Raw genomic sequence first — 18,006 nt, 5'->3', positions numbered from 1 at the left:
GCCGTCAAACGATGAGGGACACTACGCGGTAGTGGTGGGGCTCTCTGATGACTATCTTTTTTTAAACGACCCGTGGAACGGCAAAAAATTTGAAATCTCCCGTGAGGAGTTTCTAAAAAGATGGAAGGACTCCGATGGCACGCACAAAAACTGGCTTATGGTAATTTCAGAAAATGACTTGAAGCTCGGCAAGCAATTTTTGCCAAATAAATAAAGAGAAGAATAATGGGGATAACGCGGACAGATTTCGCCAAAACAGAAAACAGGGCACCGACAACAGCTTTTCTTTTGTCGTTTTCGTGATAATATATTTGCAACTTAATAACGCGCGCTTAGCTCAGTTGGCTAGAGCGCATCGTTGACGTCGATGAGGTCCCAGGTTCGAGCCCTGGAGCGCGCACAATAAAAGCGGTATTTACCGCGGAGCAAGCTCCGCCCGAAGGAAGCTTAGAGACTCGCTCCTTCCCCCGTAGCAAGCTACGGGGTATTTATACCCTTATATTAGCTCCTCGGCTCGGAAATGAAAATGCAAAGCCATTTTCATTTCTCTCGCTCTACGTCGCTAATAAGTCCTAGAATTGAAGCGATAGAAAGCAAACTGCTTTGCTTTCGACAGGGCGAGAAAGGCTTTTCGTTATTGAGGCGGGGGTTGGGAGCCGAAATCGAAAAGCACCCGCGCATGGTAATCGAGAGCCCTGGAGCGCGCACAATAAAAGCGGTATTCACCGCGGAGCAAGCTCCGCCCGATTGCCGAATCCATTTTATTTATTTCGACAATCAAGGGGCGAAGGCGAAACAAAGAGGTAAATACCCCGAAAATTACTATCTTGAATTACAAAATACGGCAAGTGCCCCCCCACGAGGAAAGTCACAAAAAAGTGACTTGAGCCCAGGGCAAGCGCCCTTGGAGCGGTCACTTTTTTGGGAGCTTTCCCTTGTGGGGGGGGAAGCAAGTGTTTCGTAATTCACGGTTACTACGGGAAAAAGTGATGACTTGCGAGCACGAAATGTGAGCGGAAGCTTTACTTTGCTTTAAGAGTCACATAAATGTCTTCAAGCGCTCTGACGGCGTCACCCGAGGCGATGTTGTTTTGGTGATATTTTATATTCGTACAGTCGCCGGCCGCCCATATTCCGAGTACCGATGTTTGCTGTGTCCACGGGTCTATCTTTATGCGCTTGTATTCATCTAATTCAACAAGTTCCTCCACAAAACCGGTTGTCGGCACGGAACCGACTTCGGCGAAAATCCCTTGAAGCGAAAGCTCTTTTGTTTCGCCGGATTCTTTATCTTTGTAGACAAGTCCGCTTACCATTTTATCGCCTTTGATTTCCAAAAGGTCGGCGTTTAAGATAGCGTGCATTTTGGGGTCGGATAGAACCTTTTTGACTGTCATCGGGTCCGCTTTGAATTCAGGGCTTCGGTGGATAAGTACGACGCTCTTCACGTAGGCCAAAAGTTGGGCCGCCGTTTCAAAACCGGCATTTCCTCCGCCTATTACGGCCACATCCAAACCGGCAAAAAGAGGCCCATCGCACGAGGCGCAGTATGTGATACCTTTATGTTCAAATTCTTGAGCTCCGGGCACGGAAAGTTTTCTGCGGTGACTTCCCGTACTTACAAGAACCGTCTTGGTTCTGTATTCGTCTTTGTCTGTTTTTACGATAAAACCGCCGTCGGTCTTTTCAATTTTCACCGCCACTTCGGGTACTTTTATTTCAACCATATCTCCGGCGTACGCTCGCAAATGTCCTTCAAAGTTTTTTGCAAGCTCCGCTCCGGAAACTTTTACCGTGCCTATCCAGTTTTCAATGCCTTCCGAAACGACGCTTTGTCCGCCAAAATCCTTGGCTACAAAAACGGTCTTTAGACGTTTTCTTGAAGCGTACACTCCGGCTGATACTCCGGCCGGCCCTCCGCCTAAAATCAATAAATCGTACATAGTTAGTTTTTCAAGTTCTTCATGTTAAAAGTTTATCAAGTTGAAAGTTCTTAAAGTATTCCAAATTTGACTTACTTTACGGACTTTATGAACTTTTCACTTGACGAACTACTTCTTGCTTCGCCTTAAAAACGCCGGTACCGCTCCCCAGTCGTCTTCGTCGTCTTCCGAGGGTTTTCTTACCGGCTCTTCTTCTTTTTCCTTCATGCTCGCGGGAGATGCCATGGTGTTGAATATTTTGCCTCGCTCGGGGGTCTCACCTTCGCTGAAAAGCGTTTTTCGGGGACCTTCAGGAAAACCGGAAGCGATGACAGTAATTTTAATCTCGTTCTTTTTCAGTTTCTCATCTCTTATTGTTCCGAATATTACTTTGGCGTTCGGGTCAATGGATTCAGTGATGACTTTAGCGGCATCCTGTATTTCAAACATAGTGAGGTCGTCCCCGCCGGCAATGGAAAAAAGCACACCTTTGGCTCCGGTAATTGAAACTTCAAGAAGGGGAGAATTGATAGCCGCTTTGGCCGCTTCCTCGGCGCGTTTCTCGCCCGATGCCGTGCCGATACCCATAAGCGCCGACCCCGCGTTTTCCATAATGGCTCTGATGTCGGCAAAGTCGGTGTTTATTATACCGGGTACGGTTATAAGGTCGGAAATTCCCTCAACTGCCTGCTTTAACACATCGTCACACATGGCAAATGCCTGCTTGGCCGTTGTTTCTTTACTTATGGTTGCCAAAAGACGGTCGTTAGGCACTATTATTATAGCGTCAACAGATTTACGCAGTTCGTCCAAAGCGGCTTCGGCTATTTTCATTCTCTGATGTCCTTCAAAGAAAAAAGGTTTGGTGGTGACGGCCACGGTTAAAGCGCCGAGTTCTTTGGCCGTGCGAGCGACTATGGGAGCCGCTCCCGAGAAAGTTCCTCCTCCCGTACCTCCCGCTATGAAAATCATATCGGCCCCTTTGACTGCTTCTTGGATTTCTTCTTTTGTTTCTTCTATGGCGCGTTTGCCGAGCTCCGGATTCATTCCGGTTCCCAAACCTCTGGTCAAGTTTTTGCCAATGTGAATTTTCTTTTTAGCCAGAGAGTTGTGAAGGTCTTGAGCGTCTGTGTTAACAGCGATAAATTCAACCCCTTTTACTTTGGAGTTTATCATGTGGTTGATGGCATTTTTGCCGGAACCGCCGACTCCGAGAACTTTGATTCTTGCGAATGCTTCTACTTCCGGTTGAATTTTGGGCATAAATTTATTTTAAGGTCTAAAATGTAAAGTGTAAAGCCGAAGTCAATAAAACAATTGAAAAATGCAATTCAAATGCCAAAATACGGCATTTGAAGACCGTGTCTGTTTAAAGGGTATGATATCAGAAAGAACGAAAAGTGAAAGGTTGACTCATCTATCCAATCATTATCAAGTTATCGGCTTAAAATATCTATGGAAAAAATTGTTTTATCCATTTCGCGGCGCGAGTTTTGACTTGGCGAGCGGCCAAGGCGAAAGGAGAGGGGGATTCTGAATCGGATGTCAGTCCTATTATAGCCAGTCCGTAACTTACGGACCAAGAAGCGTCTTTTATGGACAACCTGCTTTTGTCTCCCATCTGCATTTGGGCAGTACGTGAGGGAAGACGCAAAGATGTCTTGGCCATGTCTTCTATCATGTCTATGCCCGCGCCTCCTCCTGTCAGTATTATACCGGCAGGCAAAAGTCCGCTTCGGCCTATTTTTTTCAAATGGGCTTCTATGAGTTCAAAGATGTCGGAAAGGCGGGCGGAAATTATTTCATCAAGTTTTCTCTTTGGGTATTCGGCGCCGACCAAAAGTCCTCTTTTCGCTTCCTCCGCTTCTTCAAGCGGTATCTTAAGTCCGAGCGCTATGTCGTTTGTTATGTCGTTGGAACCGATAGGAAAGACCTCCAGAGAGACGGGAATTCCGTTTTCGTAAACCACGATAGAGACCGTTTCGGAACCGATATTTGCGAGAACACATCCGGCTACTTTTTGGGGCTTGGTCAATGTTACTACGCTGGCGGCCAATGGAGCGGCTACCACTTCGTCTTCCACTATAATGCCCGCTCCTTCCACCGCTTCTATGAGGTCGCGCAAGTGATGTTCCAAACAGCCGACAAAAAGAGTTTTGACTTCCAATTTTCCGCCCTTGAGCCCCAAAGGTTTTCCCAAAACGGGCTTGCCGTCTATTTTGTAGTTTATGGGAATGGAGTGGATTATTGTTCGGTTTTGGGATACGTTTTGCGGCAAGTTTTTTAAACTGGCGGCTAAAACGTTTTCAATATCGCGTTCAGTAATTTCAGTGTCGGCTCTGGATATTATAGTGGAGCCGGTTGACGTGGCGGCGGAAAGTCCTATACCGCCTATTGAGATGATGGTTTTTTTAATTTTTATTTTTGCGGCCAATTCGGCTTGATTTACCGCCTGATGCAAACTTTTTATAACATCGCCTTGGTTTAAAACATAGCCATGACGAAGTCCTTTTGACTCGGCAAAACCTGTCCCGATAATTCGGGGCATTTCTCTTTCGGCGCTTTTGCGCGCGATAACCACTTTGATTTGTGATGTGCCGACATCAATGCCGGTTGAAATGGATCTGGACATAGTAAACGGTTCAATAACTTGCAACCGAACAAACGACATTCATGAATGTTTTTCATGGACGTTCGGCGTCGGTTATAAGCGACGAGTGCAAGGAAGAAATTAGATTTTGAATTTACGCCTGAAAATTATTTCTTCTTGCTCCATTTTACTACCATGTTTGAATCCTTTCAAATGGACAGCTCCGTGTATAAACAGGAAAAGAAGAAAATTACGGAGCGGACGATTGAATTTACGCGCCTCTTTTTCGGCCGAAGAAATGTCAATGAAAATTTCTCCGCTCCCTTTAGAAAGAGGGAAACTCAAAATGTCGGTCGGTTTGTCCTGACCGCGGAATTTTTTGTTAAGAAATCTGGAACGTTTCGGCCCGCAGAAAACAATGCTCAGTTCGTAGTTTTTCCCGAGGATGGTCTTCTTTATAAGGTCAAAAGGCAGTCCCCGCGTACTCTCGGGACTGCCTTTTGTGGTGTAAACAATGGAGAATTTTCCTTCGCTCATCGTGTTTTACTATCTTTTCTTTCTCTCGGTCATCTTTCCAAGTTTGATAAGTTTTTGAATCTCGGCTCTTCGGTTGATTGATTTCAAAGCTCTCTTTTTTCTTGTGAATTTAGAAAAAGGACGGCTTTGGTATCTTTCCGAGCGCATGCGCGAAAGAACTCCAGAGGCCTGGACTTTTCTGGTAAAACGTCGTAAAACCGCTGTATTATTTTCGTTGGCGTTTTTCGCCACTTCTACGTTTATCGGCATGATTATTGTTAATATAGCACGGCTTATGAGAACGCGCAAATCACATTACTTGTCTAAGATAAGAAACCAAAGAACCAACCGGCACGGTATCTTGTTCGCGACTGGCCATGTCTCTTACTATTATAGTGCCCTCCATAGCTTCTTTGTGTCCCATGATAAGGATGTGTCTGGCTTTGGATTTTTCCGCCAAAGCCAACTGGGGGGAAAGTTTTTCTTGTATTAGGGCGTGAGTGATTTGAATATCGGATTGTCTCAATTCTTCTAAAACCGGCAAGCCACGGAGTTTGGCCTCAAAGCCCAAATGCACAAAATAAAGTTTAGGTTTGACTGGTCGGGACAGTTTACGAATGTGTTTCGCGCACTCGCCGGGCAGAGATATTTCAATGCCTACACCGGGCATTTCTCTTTTAAGGCCGAGTTTTCTTGAAAAATAGTCGTATCTTGTGCCAAAAGCCAATATTTCTTCGCTTAAATCGGTTATTTCCCTGATTTCAAAAAGGGCCTCGCAAGAGAGAGCGCGATTGCCTACCAGATAATTTGAGATTTTGTACGGAAGGTCAAAAACTTCCAGATGTTCCAAAACTTCTTTAAAGTGCTGACGGCTTTTTTCCGTCAAAAAACTCAAAGCTCTCGGAGCGTCTTCGCGGATTATGGAACATTTGTCGTGGGGACATTCAAGCAGGGAAAAGACGTCTGACTTGCAAAGTTCTCGGCAAGCGGCGGGAAGTTCTCCGAGCTGGCGTCTGTAATACATTCCAAGCTCTCGGCTGAATCTGTTCATGGACTCCCTGTCCCCGACGCTGTTTACGTGTATGCCTAAATTTTTGTATCCCGCCTCTTTAAGAATCTCAATGGAAGTTTTTATAAGAATCGCTTCGGCCACGCTTTGGCTTGTTCCTATGATGTCCAAATGCAAAGACGTTCTTGGACCCTTCTCTTTATGGTAGTGTTCGGTGAAATGATGCACCATCAAAGGCAATTCAAATTTACCGTTTAGACCGTTTTGAACATGGCGTAAAAGGGCCGCTTTTCTTTCCGGCAGAAATAAAGAACGAGGTCTTCTGTTGTCTCCCTCCGGAAAAGTTCGCGCTATTTTTGTTTTTGTAATGTCTTTAGGGTCTCTTACCAAAAAGTGGTCCTCTCTTGAAATTTTCGGAGAAGCGATGGGTTCAAAACCATAGTGAAGGGCGATGTCGTGTCCGTATCGCAAAAAATCGCCTCCATAAGTGTGCCTACTCTCTTCTACTCTTGTTTTTGTCTGGATGGTGGACATTTTTAAAGAATTACGATTTAAACACAGCGCGAATTGCTAATACTCATAGTGTGCTTGGCCGGGGAACATCGCCATTTCGTTAAAAGGGTAAAGACGAATAAAAGGTCTGCCCACAATAAACGAACGGTTAAGCGGTCCCCATATTCTTGAATCGGCGCTTTGTTCTCTGTTGTCGCCCATGACAAAGTAATAGTCGTCTTTCAAGGTAACGGTCATTGTTATAAGAGGCAGATTGGATAAAGCATAGGGTTCTCCTAAAACAAAGCCGTCCGGGTAACTCTCGTTTTTTATATGTGTCTTTCCGTTTCTAACCTCAACCGTTTCGCCAGGCAGGCCGATAATGCGCTTTATAAGAAACTTGTCCGTGTCTCCAGGGAAGCGAAATATGACAACGTCGCCTCTTTGGGGGTTTTCCACGCGGTATGAAAGCTTGTCCACTATCAAGTACTCTTTGTCTTCAAATGTCGGCTCCATTGAAGAACCGGAAACAAGAAACGGTTGCGCTATAAACACCCGAATCGGTACTACGATTATAAGAGTAAGTAGAACGAACTTGGCCAAATCTTTCAATGTGATGCCTCGTTCCGTTTTTTTGTCCGCGCTGATTTCGTCTTTGAAATTTTCCTCTTGTGAATTTTCTATTTGATTCATAAAATTTCGCGCGACATTTTTTACTTGTCCTAATTGTAAAGGAAAGATAAGTTTGACACAATAGCGAAAGGTGTAGCATGTAGCATACAACATGCAACATGTAACTTGTAACATGGAACATGGAACAAAATTATGAAACACCGGACATCTTAAAATATTTTTTTTATTTTATCTAAATTGAAAAGAAAGACGCAGATTTGTGCATGGACTTTTGCCATGTTCCATGTTACAAGTTACATGTTCCATGTCTTACATCATTTTCGGTTTAGGTAATCCCGGCGTAGAGTATGAAAAGACCCGACACAATGCGGGGTTTTTGGCTGTGGACGCTTTTGCCAAAAAATTTGGCGCGGATGAATGGAAGCAGGACAAAAAGAAGAAGGCCGAAATTGCTTTGGGGGCGGTCGGCAAGAAGAAACTGGCTCTTGTAAAACCCCAAACATTTATGAATCGTTCCGGTTCTTCAGTTTCGGCATTTGTGAAAGATAAAAAAGCGGCGGAGAAAATAGTTGTTGTTCATGATGACTTGGATATTCCGCTTGGAAAATTTAAAATCTCTTTCGGTAAAAGCTCCGGAGGGCACAGGGGAGTGGAATCGGTTATAAAGGCGCTCAAAACCAAGGACTTTGTCAGGGTGAGGATAGGCATTTCGCCGGTAACGGCTTCCGGCAAAATTAAAAAACCGTCATCAGAAAAAGTGGTGGACGAATTTATAGTAAAAGATTTCAAGCCGTCTGAAGCGGATACTATAAAAAAGACAATCAAAAAAGTTGTGGATGCGATAGAGGTTGTTATAGCGGAAGGCAGAGAAAAAGCGATGGGCGAATTTAATTAGTGCCGGTGACTCGGTTTTAATCCAACTTTCTCCTATTCACATGTTCTCTGTTATGCTATCGCACAAATAGCATAACAGAGAGTTTATCTGCTTTGATGAGTTAGGTTTTCTCTTTCCTTATTGTGAATTACTAAACACCTGCCCCCCACTCGGAAAGCTCCCAAAAAAGTGACCGCTCCAAGGGCGCTTGCCCTGGGCTCAGGTCACTTTTTTGTGACTTTCCTCGTGGGGGGGGAGGTGCCTGCCGTATTTCGTAATTCAAGATTTCTCACCACCCGTTATAAACGCAGTTTCTAACAGGGCTTGAAACGGTATCTTACGATTTTTGTTCAACATAAGAAAGAGCCATCTTCTGCTCTTTCGGTTCAAAAAGAGTGATTTTAAAGGAGTATGTTTTGCCAAGCTCAAGGGTTTGGCGAAGTTTTTCTTCAGAGCCGAATTCGCTTATGTGAACCAGACCGGCGACTCCTTCTTCAATGGACGCGAGAGCTCCATGTTTATTGAATTTGATTATTATACCTTTGACGACGTCTTCTTTTTTGTATTTTTTCGCCGCTTCAAGCCATGGACTTGGCTTTAGAGCTTTAATGGACAAAGAAATTTTTCCTTCCTTGATTTCAATTATTTTAACTTTAACCTTTTCGCCCACCTTAAACATGGTCTTCGGATTTTCCACAAGCGCCCAGTCAATTTCCGAAATATGGACAAGGCCTTCCAAACCTTCTTCTATTTTTACAAACACTCCAAAATCAACCATGCCCGTGACTTCGCCACCCAGTTCGTCGCCGATAGAATATTTACCGATGATTTTTTCTTTATCTTTTTGTTCAGGGCTTTTTTCTGAAAAGATAAGTTTACCTTCTTTTGGAGAAGCGCCTATGATGGCAACGGAAATCCTCTCCCCTACAAGTTTTTTCAGCTCTTCGTGAATTTTGTCCTTGTCTCCGTCAGCTACCCTCGGATAATGTTCCGGCTTAAGCTGTGAAGCGGGCAAAAATCCCTGAATACCCTGCCATTCCATTATGAGGCCACCTTTGTTGGCTTCTTTTACGGCAAGTTCCATTATTTTCTTTTCCCTGATAGCTTCTTCCGCTTCGCTCCATATCATCGCCTGCCTGGCTTCCCGCAAAGACAATTCTATGTATCCTTCAGGGTTGTCCGTATCCACGACCTTGGCCGCTATGGTATCTCCTACATTTATCTTCTTTATGACGTCTCTGGCGTTTATGTATTCTTTTCCGTAAATTATTCCGGTGCCAAAAGGCGCCACGTCAATATATACTCGGGCCTTATCCAAGGCCAAAACAGCGCCTTCCACCAAGTCGCCGATTTGCGGCGGGGTCGGAGTTTCGGCAAAAAGTTTCGCCATAACCGCGCTTCCTGCCGACTCCGTAACGTTTTCGGTCTCGTTTTCCTCTTTCTTTTGCAGTTCTTTTTCTTCGCCTAAAACAGATGTGTTCATAGCGTTTTATTGTTGCCTGATGCTTTTCCTCCTTCCCAAACAGACAATCTCCGAAGGAAAAGGTTAATTCAGGCAATGTTTATAAAATATTGGGGAAGTATACTACGTGATGTCATACTTGTCCAATTAAAGGGACTGTTGAATAATTTTTGCGAAGTCACAGCCGAAATTTAAAAGAAAGACGAGGGATCTGGAGTTTCGTAATTCAAAGTGATATACTTTCAGATGAAACATACAACAAAGACGTTAAAAACAAACTCGCGCTCGTTTTTCTTAAAATGTTCCAATTTATATGATTATCACCTACCACAATCTTCAATTTTTTAAAGTTCAGTTTGGCGATACTGTGCTGGCTTTTGACCCGATTTCCAAGGACTCAAAATTCAAAGGTGGCCGTTTTGGAGCGGATATTGCTTTGATTTCAATAAAGCATCAGGACTTTAACGGAGTTGAAGCTGTCACCGTGGGAAACAAAGAACCTTTTGTGATTTCCGGCCCCGGAGAATATGAAATAAAAGAGGTCTTTATAAAAGGACTTTCCTCCCGTAGCGGTTATGAAGGCAAAGAAAGAATCAATACAATATATACGGTAAATCTTGAGAGTATGAACATTGTCTTCCTTGGAGGACTTGGTGGGGTTGATTTGGACCCAAAAACCGCCGAGGCCGTTTCGGACGCGGATATAGACATATTGTTTGTCCCGATTGGAGGAGGGGGCGTTTTGTCGTCGGCCGACGCCTACAAACTGGCCGTTAATCTGGAACCGAAAATCATAATACCCATGCATTACGAAGAAGCGGAAAACAAAGATGCTTTAAAGGTGTTTCTTAGAGAGGGCGGTTCGGAGAATGTAAAGCCCGTGGACAAGCTGACGCTTAAAAGGAAGGATTTGGAGGGTAAGGAGGGAGAGATAATGGTGCTTAAGGCCCAATGACACGATACCGCCCGATCGCGAAATGTTCGGAAAAGTCGGCTAAAGTGGATATTAGGTAACAGCCCGTATAAGTACAACAATGGATTTTTTAGAAAAATTGCGCCAAAAAAGCGAATCCCATCGCCGACGGGTGGCTTTTTTGATAACCGCCGTTTTTACGGGCGTGGTGGCTTTTATTTGGCTTTTTTCTTTGGATTCCATTTTTTCCGAAGCGGTAGCGGAAGACAGACAGAATGTTGACATGCCTTTTGTCAAAATTTCCGAAGTGCTTCAAAATGGAGCCAAAGATTTCGCGGCCGGGGTTGGACAGCTGAAAAACCTGTTCAGGTCGGAAGATGTGGAAACAGAGGACATCCAAAATCGCTGATTGGCGGTCAGGTTTATTATCGCGAAATGGAATTTAAGAGCGTTTTGTGTTAAAATCAAATTAAAATGGAAAAGGAAGAAAACAAAGAAAATGGGCGGAACGCCGGGGTTGTCAACAGAAATATCGTGGCGGAAATGAAGGATTCGTACCTTGATTACGCCATGTCTGTAATAACAGCGCGTGCCCTGCCGGATGTTCGTGACGGACTGAAACCCGTGCAACGGAGGATTCTTTTCACAATGCACGAGCTTGGCTTGAACGCTGGCGGAAAAACAAGAAAATCGGCGGCGGTTACGGGGGACACGATGGGTAAGTATCATCCCCACGGCGACGCGGCGATTTATGATGCAATGGCCAAAATGGCCCAGTCCTTTACCTACAGATATCCTTTAATAATAGGTCAAGGAAACTGGGGAAGTTTGGACGGAGATCCGCCGGCCGCCCCCCGTTATACAGAGGCCAAAATGTCTCGCATTTCAGGCGATATGTTGCGCGACATAGAAAAAGACACTGTTGACTGGAGGCCAAACTATGAAGGAACAAGAAAAGAACCTGTTACTTTACCGGCCGCCGCGCCCAACCTTCTTTTAAATGGAACTTTGGGTATTGCTGTCGGCATGGCTACTAACATTCCTCCTCATAATTTGCGCGAACTTGCCGATGCCATAGACCATTTGATAGACAACGAAGACGCGACTACGGAAGAGCTTTTGAAATTTATAAGCGGTCCGGACTTTCCTACGGGCGGAATTGTGTTTGGCTCCAAGGACTTGGCCCACGCTTACAGCACCGGCAAAGGTGGCGTGGTCGTGAGGGGCGTGGCTGAAATTGTTGAGAACAAGGCGGGACAGTTTTCCATTGTCATAACTTCAATACCCTACAGAGTAAACAAAGCCGAGCTCATCATGAAAATAGCGGAGCTCGTGCGAGACAAGAAAATAGAAGGGATAAAAGGCCTTCGCGACGAGTCAACCAAAGACATTCGCGTCGTTATTGAACTAAAGCAGGGCAGTTTTCCTGAAAAAATCCTAAACACAATATACAAACACACCCAACTGGAAGAGGCGTTCCATTTCAACATGGTTGCCCTTGTGGACGGAGTGCCACAGACGCTTTCTCTTAAAAGCATTTTGCAGGAATTCGTAAAACATCGCGTCACTGTCGTTCGCCGACGAACCCAATTTGACTTAAACAAGGCGGAAGAACGCGAGCATATTCTTCTGGGACTCAAGAAGGCGCTTGACCATATTGATAAAATAATAAAACTCATAAAAGCGTCCAAAGACACGGCCGAGGCCCACGCCAATTTGATGAAGGAGTTTAAATTTTCCGACAAACAGGCGACGGCTATTTTGGAAATGCGTCTGCAAAAACTTGCGGGACTGGAAAGAAAAAAGATAGAAGACGAGCTGGGGGAGGTTCAAACCATCATAAAAGAGTTAAAGGAAATATTGGCAAGTGTAAAGAAAATTCGCTCGGTGGTAAAGACCGAACTTCAGTCCTTGGCTTCAAAATACGGCGATGACAGAAGGACAAAAGTAGTCAAACAGGGAACCAAAGCGTTTTCCGAAGAAGACCTCATTCCGGATGAGGAGAGCATTCTTGTTTTGACAAAAGGCGGATACATAAAACGCACAGACCCTGAAGAATACAGAAAACAGCGTAGGGGAGGAGTCGGTGTCGTGGATTTAGATACCAAAGACGAGGATTTTGTGGCTCATTTTCTCATTGCCACCACTCACAACGACCTTCTTTTCTTTACCGATCGAGGCAAGGCCTACCAGATAAAAATGTATGAAATTCCTGAGGGAAAAAGGGCTACAAAGGGCAAGTCAATAATGAATTTCCTGTCTTTGGAAGCCGGAGAAAATGTTACTTCCGTGCTTGCCATGCCAAAAACCATAAAAGAAGCGGAAGGTCTTTCTCTTCTTATGGTTACCAAGGATGGAAACGGCAAAAAAACCGAAGCCAAGGCGTTTTATGATGTCAGACGAAGCGGACTTATTTCCATAAAAATTCAGTCAGGGGACGAGCTTATTTCCGCCTCTTTTGTTGAAAAGGGGGATGAAGCGATTTTGGTATCGTCGGAAGGGCAGTCCATACGTTTTAAGGAGTCCGATGTACGTGTTATGGGGCGGGCGGCTGCCGGCGTGCGACTTATGAAAATCGGGAAAGGCGACAGGGTGGTTGGGGCTGATATTGTCAAAAAAACCGACAGAGGAGGTTCTCTTCTCGTGGTTATGGGTAACGGCTATGGAAAAAGAACTAAACTTGGCGAATATAAAGTCCAAAAAAGAGCCGGATCGGGAATAAAGACGGCCAAAATAACCTCTAAAACAGGAAAGCTTATCGGTTCAAAGGTGGTGGTTTCGGAAGAAGACGAAGAGATGATAGCGATTTCAAAAAAGAGTCAGGTCATACGTCTTTCAATGAACGAGGTCCCGACACTTGGAAGACAAACTCAAGGGGTCAGAATAATGAAACTTAGAGAAGGGGATAGCATCGCGTCGTTGACTTGTTTGTAAAATATACTTTGAGCATCTCGGTCATGTATGCCGAATTGTTAAACCTCCATGTTTTCCGAACCACAACACAACATTGAACTTTTGGAACTGGATGCCGGTATGAAAGTGGCGGACCTCGGGTCCGGTTCGGGTTTTTATTCCATGTCCGCCGCTTCTGCCGTAAAGCAGGGCGGGATGGTCTACGCCGTTGATATTCAAAAGGACTTGCTTGAAAAACTAAAAAGAGGCGCTCAAAGTAAACGCTTGTCAAACATTGAAGTGGTCTGGGGAGACATTGAAAAATTAGGTGGGACGCGACTGCGTGACGAATTGGTGGACGCGGTTCTTGTCTGCAATATCCTGTTTCAAGTGGAAGATAAGAAGAGTTTGGTTTTGGAAGCCAAAAGAATTTTGAAAAAAGGCGGGAAAGTATTGGTGGTGGATTGGACGGGGTCTTTCGAAGGGACAGGGCCTCACCAGAGCCATGTTTTTCCCAAGGAGAGCGCGAAGGAACTTTTTGAAAGCGCGGGTTTTCATTTTGAACGAGACATTCCGGCTGGGGAGAACCACTACGGTTTGGTGTTTAGGAAATTGTGATACCAAAATACTAATGTATCTTGAATTACGAAATACGGCAGGCGGCCCCCCCACGAGGAAAGTCACAAAAAAGTGACTAAGACCGGGCAAGCGCCCTTGGAGCGGTTACATACCCCGATTTATCACTCGTATAAGTTTGATATATTTTGTATAATTATTACATTCGTAAGCATACTGGGATATAAACAATGAAAACTTTTCAAATAATCACCCTTGCGGTATTCGTTCTGCTCGCCATCGGCGGAATTGTCGCCTTTGCCACTTATCGTTCCGATTCGGGCGAAGGAACCGGTGGCGCCGTTTCAATCTGGGGAATTCTTCCTGCTACGGCGGTCAATCCTTTTCTTCAGGAGGTTTCCACCGGCAAAAAGGACTTTGTAATTAACTACAGGCAGATTTCGGAAGAAAATTTTGACAAGGAGCTTGTGGAAGCAATCGCTTCCGGCCGTTCTCCGGACGCTATTTTCCTTCCGGACGATTTGATAGTCAGGTTTCAAGACAAAGTCGCTGTGATTCCTTATGAAAATTATCCGGAACGCGAATTCAAAGAAACATTTATTCAGGAGGGGGAACTGTATCTTACTCAAAGTGGCTCTTTAGGTATACCTTTCAGCATTGACCCGTTGGTAATGTATTGGAACAGAGACCTTTTCGGGAGCGCGGGGCTTGCCACTTATCCTAAAACATGGAATGAAGTGCTTCTTTTGCCAAGCAAACTGACAGTAAAAGACCGCACTTCAAATATCGTCCAATCGGCTGTCGCCTTAGGCGAGTATGGGAATGTTACTCATGCCAAGAAAATCATTTCGGCTCTTCTATTGCAGGCGGGCAATCCGATCACCGATCGGAAAACGCAAGGCGGTTTGGAAAGCGTATTGGCAACCGCCGGAGGAGGAGTGGCTTCGTCGGTTTTGGGTTTTTACACGGAATTTGGCAATCCCGTAAAGCCGATTTACTCTTGGAATCGTTCTTTGCCTCCATCTAAAAACTTCTTTTTGTCTGAAGATTTGGCCATATATTTCGGTTTTGCCAGCGAACTTTCTGATTTGCGGGCCAAAAACCCGAATTTGAATTTCTCCGTGGCTCCTTTTCCCCAGCTCGTTGACACGCGTGTTAAGAGAACTTACGGCAGGATGTACGCTTTGTCTGTTTTGAAAACCGCGCCAAACATAACCGGCGCGTACCAAGCCATATTAACTTTGACCGACTCTTCCTCCATATCCATATGGTCTAAAAGGCAGTCGCTTCCTCCCGTAAGACGCGACCTCATATCATCTGTCGCAAACGACGCCGCCGGCACGATTTTTGCCGAAGCCGCTTTGCAGTCCTATGGTTGGCTTGACCCTAATCCACAGATTACAGATGGTATTTTTCGCAGTATGATAGAATCTATATCAAGTGGCTCTCGTCGTTTGGAAGAGGCCATTTCAAGGGCCAACGCGGAGTTGGAAAATGTCAGATGAATTTTACAAAGTCATTAAATTTTATTTTGATTTCAGTCACTATTGTGATGTTTTTTAATCTTGTTCCGGCGAAGATTGTCTCGGCTCAAGCTGTTCCCGGCGGGCTGGTGTCTTGCGGGTTTGATTTGGACGGGGACGGCAAGGTAAAAAATGTGTATGATTCTAATGGCAATCTTACACGAAAAGAAGAATGCGGTTTTACAGATCTTATACTGCTTGTAAAAAGAGTTACAGATTTTCTTATCATTTTAGCCACAGCTGTCGCTACCTTATCTTTTGCATGGGCTGGTATACTATATATAACCGCGGTGGGGGACGAGGGCAAGATAAAGCAAGCCCACGAAATATTTAAAAAGGTTCTCATCGGTTTCGTTTTTATACTTTCGGCTTGGCTTATAGTGGTGCTTATACAGACGGCCCTTATTCCTGAAAATAAGAGAAGTGGCGACGACGGCTTTCAAACACTGGAAGAGTTGAATATTTAAAAAAATGAGTTTACAGTTCAAAAAAATAATATTGGTCTCTGCCCCTCTTTTGCTTATTGTCGTCTTTACGGCCATTCCGGCTTTTGTTTATGGAACCAATCACGACAGCTCTTCTTTGCCTACCGGGACAATTATTCCAAATCCGCTCGGAGACGACGTGGGCACCTTTGAAGCTCTCATTGACAAGCTCATACAAAATATAGTTTTGCCGATAGGAGGCGTGCTTATCACATTCTTTTTGATTTTTTCAGGATTTTTGTTTGTAACGGCCCAAGGTAACGAAGAGAAGCTCAAAACCGCAAAGAAAGCCCTTATGTGGACAGTGATAGGGGCGTTTGTTCTTTTGGGAGCGGCGGTTATTGCCGGTATAATAGAAACGACATTAACAGAAATAAGAGAATAACCGGACCTTAAAGCCGAAATTTGAGATAAGGTGTAGTGGTTAATTGGTGATATTATAAGATTTGTTTACTGTGAATTACGAAATACGGCAGGCGCCCCCCCCACGAGGAAAGTCACAAAAAAGTGACTAAGACCGGGCAAGCGCCCTTGGAGCGGTCACTTTTTTGGGAGCTTTCCGAGTGGGGGGAATCAAGTGTTTCGTAATTCAAAGTTTGTTTATGAACTTAAGCGCTTTCGTAGAAAAAATCGTTGATATAATAAATATACTGATTCCGTTTGTCGTTGGACTGACTGTTTTTGTGTTGACTTTCGGCATTTTTCGCTATATAAGCATGCGTGGCAGTGAAGACGCGGTAAAGAGGGCCAAAGATTTGGTCCTTTACGGTGTTATAGCGGTTTTCGTAGCTTTGTCGGTGTGGGGCATTGTAACCATCATAAAAACGACAGTTTTTCCGTCGTGATATGAAGGGACTGTTACCGAATATCCATTTTGGCTGATTTATCCAAAATTCGGCTACGACTTGTTGAAAATTTTTAGCCAATACCGCTGGCATTAAGCCAAAAATTTTCAACTTCGTCTCGCACGAATTTTGAAAAAATCACCTCAAAAGCCTATTCGGCAACAGTCCCATGAAAAAAGAAAGAAAGTTAATTTGTGATAAAATAATCAAATGAATTTAAAAAAAAATTTAGGGCCACTTTTTCTAATCCTCGTCGTGATTTTTGCCGTCATGTCTATTGTTGCCGTTAGCCCTGTTGCGTTTGCGCAGGAAGAAGAATATTGCGCGGACGGAGTGCGTCCCGTAGATGGAACACCGTGTGATTCAACTATTGGCGAACTGGTAAAAGGTTTAAATCGGCTTTTGAATATACTGTTTCCGTTTATTGTTGGCCTGGCCGTGTTTGTAATTATTTTCAATATTTTTATCTATATTACCCAAGGGGCTAACGAGGAAAAACGTAAAGAAGCGGCCAAATATATAACTTTCGGCATAATCGGCGTATTTTTAATGCTTTCCCTGTGGGGAATTATATTAATTCTTGTAAATACATTTCACGTTGACAGGACAATAAGGGAGGGCGACATACCTCAAATTGACCCGGGGAGTTTGCTTAACATAGATAAATCGGGTGGATTCTATTCCTTTTTTCTCTAAACAAGAGCGAGCTCGGACATTTCTGAATGCCTTGCGGAGCCGGTTAGAAAAGTCAGCGAAAAATCCGCCTGAAGGCAATGTTTTAGCTCCATTTATCCCCACCCATCTATTGCGGTTCCCTGTAATGCGGTATATGATTAAACTACGATACCAAAAGCCATTTTAAAGTTGCCGTCCAAGTTGACTCTTTTGGGCGAAAAGGTCATATTTATTATAAGCATATTTATTATAAGTTAGAATATTTATTCGCAATGAAAAAAACATTAACAGCTTTTGGTCTGCTTTCATTTTTGGCTTTGCCTTTGGTTTCGTTGGCGCAGGATTTTTCGAGGACTCCATTTACGGTGGAAGGGGCGGGGACAATCGGGGAATTTTTGGATGGACTAAACGCTCTAATAAACATCATCTTCCCGTTCATCGTCGGTCTCGCCGTTTTAGTGGTCGTATTCGGAATTTTCAGTTTTATAGTCGCCGGCGCGGACGAGGAAAAGAGAAAGGGAGCCAAAGGATACATAATATGGGGAGTCATCGGTATTTTTCTCATGATTTCCATCTGGGGATTGGTGGCGATACTCAAC

At 44.3% G+C, this 18,006-nt stretch carries 20 protein-coding genes and 1 tRNA gene; 13 read left to right on the top strand and 8 right to left on the bottom strand.

Features of this window, described 5'->3' with window-relative positions:
* Positions 1-214, top strand: a 214-nt coding sequence (locus Q8P86_02495) for a cysteine peptidase family C39 domain-containing protein (protein MDP3996537.1), incomplete at its 5' end; no start/stop codon positions are given.
* Positions 215-326: 112 nt separating this feature from the next.
* Positions 327-400: transfer RNA gene (locus Q8P86_02490), tRNA-Val, on the top strand.
* Positions 401-1,022: 622 nt separating this feature from the next.
* Here the strand turns inward: Q8P86_02490 and Q8P86_02485 are convergent.
* The 7 genes from Q8P86_02485 to lepB all read right to left on the bottom strand — a co-directional run bounded on the left by Q8P86_02485 (position 1,023) and on the right by lepB (position 7,222).
* Positions 1,023-1,943, bottom strand: a complete 921-nt coding sequence (locus Q8P86_02485) for an FAD-dependent oxidoreductase (GenBank protein ID MDP3996536.1) — start codon at positions 1,941-1,943, stop codon at positions 1,023-1,025.
* 108 nt (positions 1,944-2,051) lie between these two features.
* Positions 2,052-3,185 (bottom strand): cell division protein FtsZ, encoded by a 1,134-nt coding sequence (ftsZ, locus tag Q8P86_02480; GenBank protein ID MDP3996535.1) that lies wholly within the window; start codon positions 3,183-3,185, stop codon positions 2,052-2,054.
* Positions 3,186-3,375: 190 nt separating this feature from the next.
* On the bottom strand, positions 3,376-4,554 hold the full coding sequence (ftsA, locus tag Q8P86_02475) for a cell division protein FtsA (GenBank protein ID MDP3996534.1): 1,179 nt from the start codon (positions 4,552-4,554) through the stop codon (positions 3,376-3,378).
* Between the two features lie 99 nt (positions 4,555-4,653).
* Positions 4,654-5,049: an rRNA maturation RNase YbeY gene (ybeY, locus tag Q8P86_02470; GenBank protein MDP3996533.1), complete on the bottom strand. Its 396-nt coding sequence runs from the start codon at positions 5,047-5,049 to the stop codon at positions 4,654-4,656.
* A 9-nt stretch (positions 5,050-5,058) separates the two neighbouring features.
* The gene (locus Q8P86_02465; GenBank protein ID MDP3996532.1) at positions 5,059-5,298 is read right to left on the bottom strand and encodes a 30S ribosomal protein S21; all 240 of its coding nucleotides are present in this window, start codon (positions 5,296-5,298) and stop codon (positions 5,059-5,061) included.
* Between the two features lie 40 nt (positions 5,299-5,338).
* Positions 5,339-6,571, bottom strand: coding sequence for a His/Gly/Thr/Pro-type tRNA ligase C-terminal domain-containing protein (locus Q8P86_02460; GenBank protein ID MDP3996531.1), 1,233 nt, complete (start codon positions 6,569-6,571; stop codon positions 5,339-5,341).
* 36 nt (positions 6,572-6,607) lie between these two features.
* Positions 6,608-7,222, bottom strand: coding sequence for a signal peptidase I (gene lepB / locus Q8P86_02455; protein MDP3996530.1), 615 nt, complete (start codon positions 7,220-7,222; stop codon positions 6,608-6,610).
* Between the two features lie 244 nt (positions 7,223-7,466).
* On the opposite strand from lepB, the gene pth reads away from it, so the two are divergent.
* A complete protein-coding gene (pth, locus tag Q8P86_02450) occupies positions 7,467-8,057 on the top strand; it encodes an aminoacyl-tRNA hydrolase (protein MDP3996529.1) in 591 nt (196 codons plus the stop codon).
* A gap of 316 nt (positions 8,058-8,373) precedes the next feature.
* On the opposite strand, the gene Q8P86_02445 is transcribed toward pth, so the two are convergent.
* Positions 8,374-9,519, bottom strand: a complete 1,146-nt coding sequence (locus Q8P86_02445; GenBank protein MDP3996528.1) for a S1 RNA-binding domain-containing protein — start codon at positions 9,517-9,519, stop codon at positions 8,374-8,376.
* 292 nt (positions 9,520-9,811) lie between these two features.
* Here Q8P86_02445 and Q8P86_02440 point away from each other — a divergent pair, with 292 nt between their 5' ends.
* The 10 genes from Q8P86_02440 to Q8P86_02395 form a co-directional block, all read left to right on the top strand.
* Entirely contained in the window at positions 9,812-10,453 is a 642-nt protein-coding gene (locus Q8P86_02440; protein ID MDP3996527.1) for an MBL fold metallo-hydrolase, read from the top strand.
* 79 nt (positions 10,454-10,532) lie between these two features.
* On the top strand, positions 10,533-10,820 hold the full coding sequence (locus tag Q8P86_02435; protein MDP3996526.1) for a hypothetical protein: 288 nt from the start codon (positions 10,533-10,535) through the stop codon (positions 10,818-10,820).
* Between the two features lie 65 nt (positions 10,821-10,885).
* The gene (gyrA, locus tag Q8P86_02430) at positions 10,886-13,345 is read left to right on the top strand and encodes a DNA gyrase subunit A (GenBank protein ID MDP3996525.1); all 2,460 of its coding nucleotides are present in this window, start codon (positions 10,886-10,888) and stop codon (positions 13,343-13,345) included.
* Between the two features lie 48 nt (positions 13,346-13,393).
* The gene (locus tag Q8P86_02425; protein MDP3996524.1) at positions 13,394-13,921 is read left to right on the top strand and encodes a methyltransferase domain-containing protein; all 528 of its coding nucleotides are present in this window, start codon (positions 13,394-13,396) and stop codon (positions 13,919-13,921) included.
* Between the two features lie 188 nt (positions 13,922-14,109).
* Positions 14,110-15,384 (top strand): extracellular solute-binding protein, encoded by a 1,275-nt coding sequence (locus Q8P86_02420; GenBank protein MDP3996523.1) that lies wholly within the window; start codon positions 14,110-14,112, stop codon positions 15,382-15,384.
* A 26-nt stretch (positions 15,385-15,410) separates the two neighbouring features.
* Positions 15,411-15,869: a pilin gene (locus Q8P86_02415; GenBank protein ID MDP3996522.1), complete on the top strand. Its 459-nt coding sequence runs from the start codon at positions 15,411-15,413 to the stop codon at positions 15,867-15,869.
* 4 nt (positions 15,870-15,873) lie between these two features.
* Positions 15,874-16,272: a pilin gene (locus Q8P86_02410; protein MDP3996521.1), complete on the top strand. Its 399-nt coding sequence runs from the start codon at positions 15,874-15,876 to the stop codon at positions 16,270-16,272.
* A gap of 217 nt (positions 16,273-16,489) precedes the next feature.
* The gene (locus Q8P86_02405) at positions 16,490-16,732 is read left to right on the top strand and encodes a hypothetical protein (GenBank protein ID MDP3996520.1); all 243 of its coding nucleotides are present in this window, start codon (positions 16,490-16,492) and stop codon (positions 16,730-16,732) included.
* 210 nt (positions 16,733-16,942) lie between these two features.
* Positions 16,943-17,428, top strand: a complete 486-nt coding sequence (locus Q8P86_02400) for a hypothetical protein (GenBank protein ID MDP3996519.1) — start codon at positions 16,943-16,945, stop codon at positions 17,426-17,428.
* A 251-nt stretch (positions 17,429-17,679) separates the two neighbouring features.
* Positions 17,680-18,006, top strand: a 327-nt coding sequence (locus Q8P86_02395; GenBank protein ID MDP3996518.1) for a hypothetical protein, incomplete at its 3' end; no start/stop codon positions are given.

It is taken from the genome of bacterium, from assembly GCA_030699905.1.
Taxonomy (GTDB): domain Bacteria; phylum Patescibacteriota; class Minisyncoccia; order Phycocordibacterales.
The sequence above is the reverse complement of the archived record's forward strand: the minus strand, read 5'-3'. Positions and strand labels throughout refer to the sequence as shown.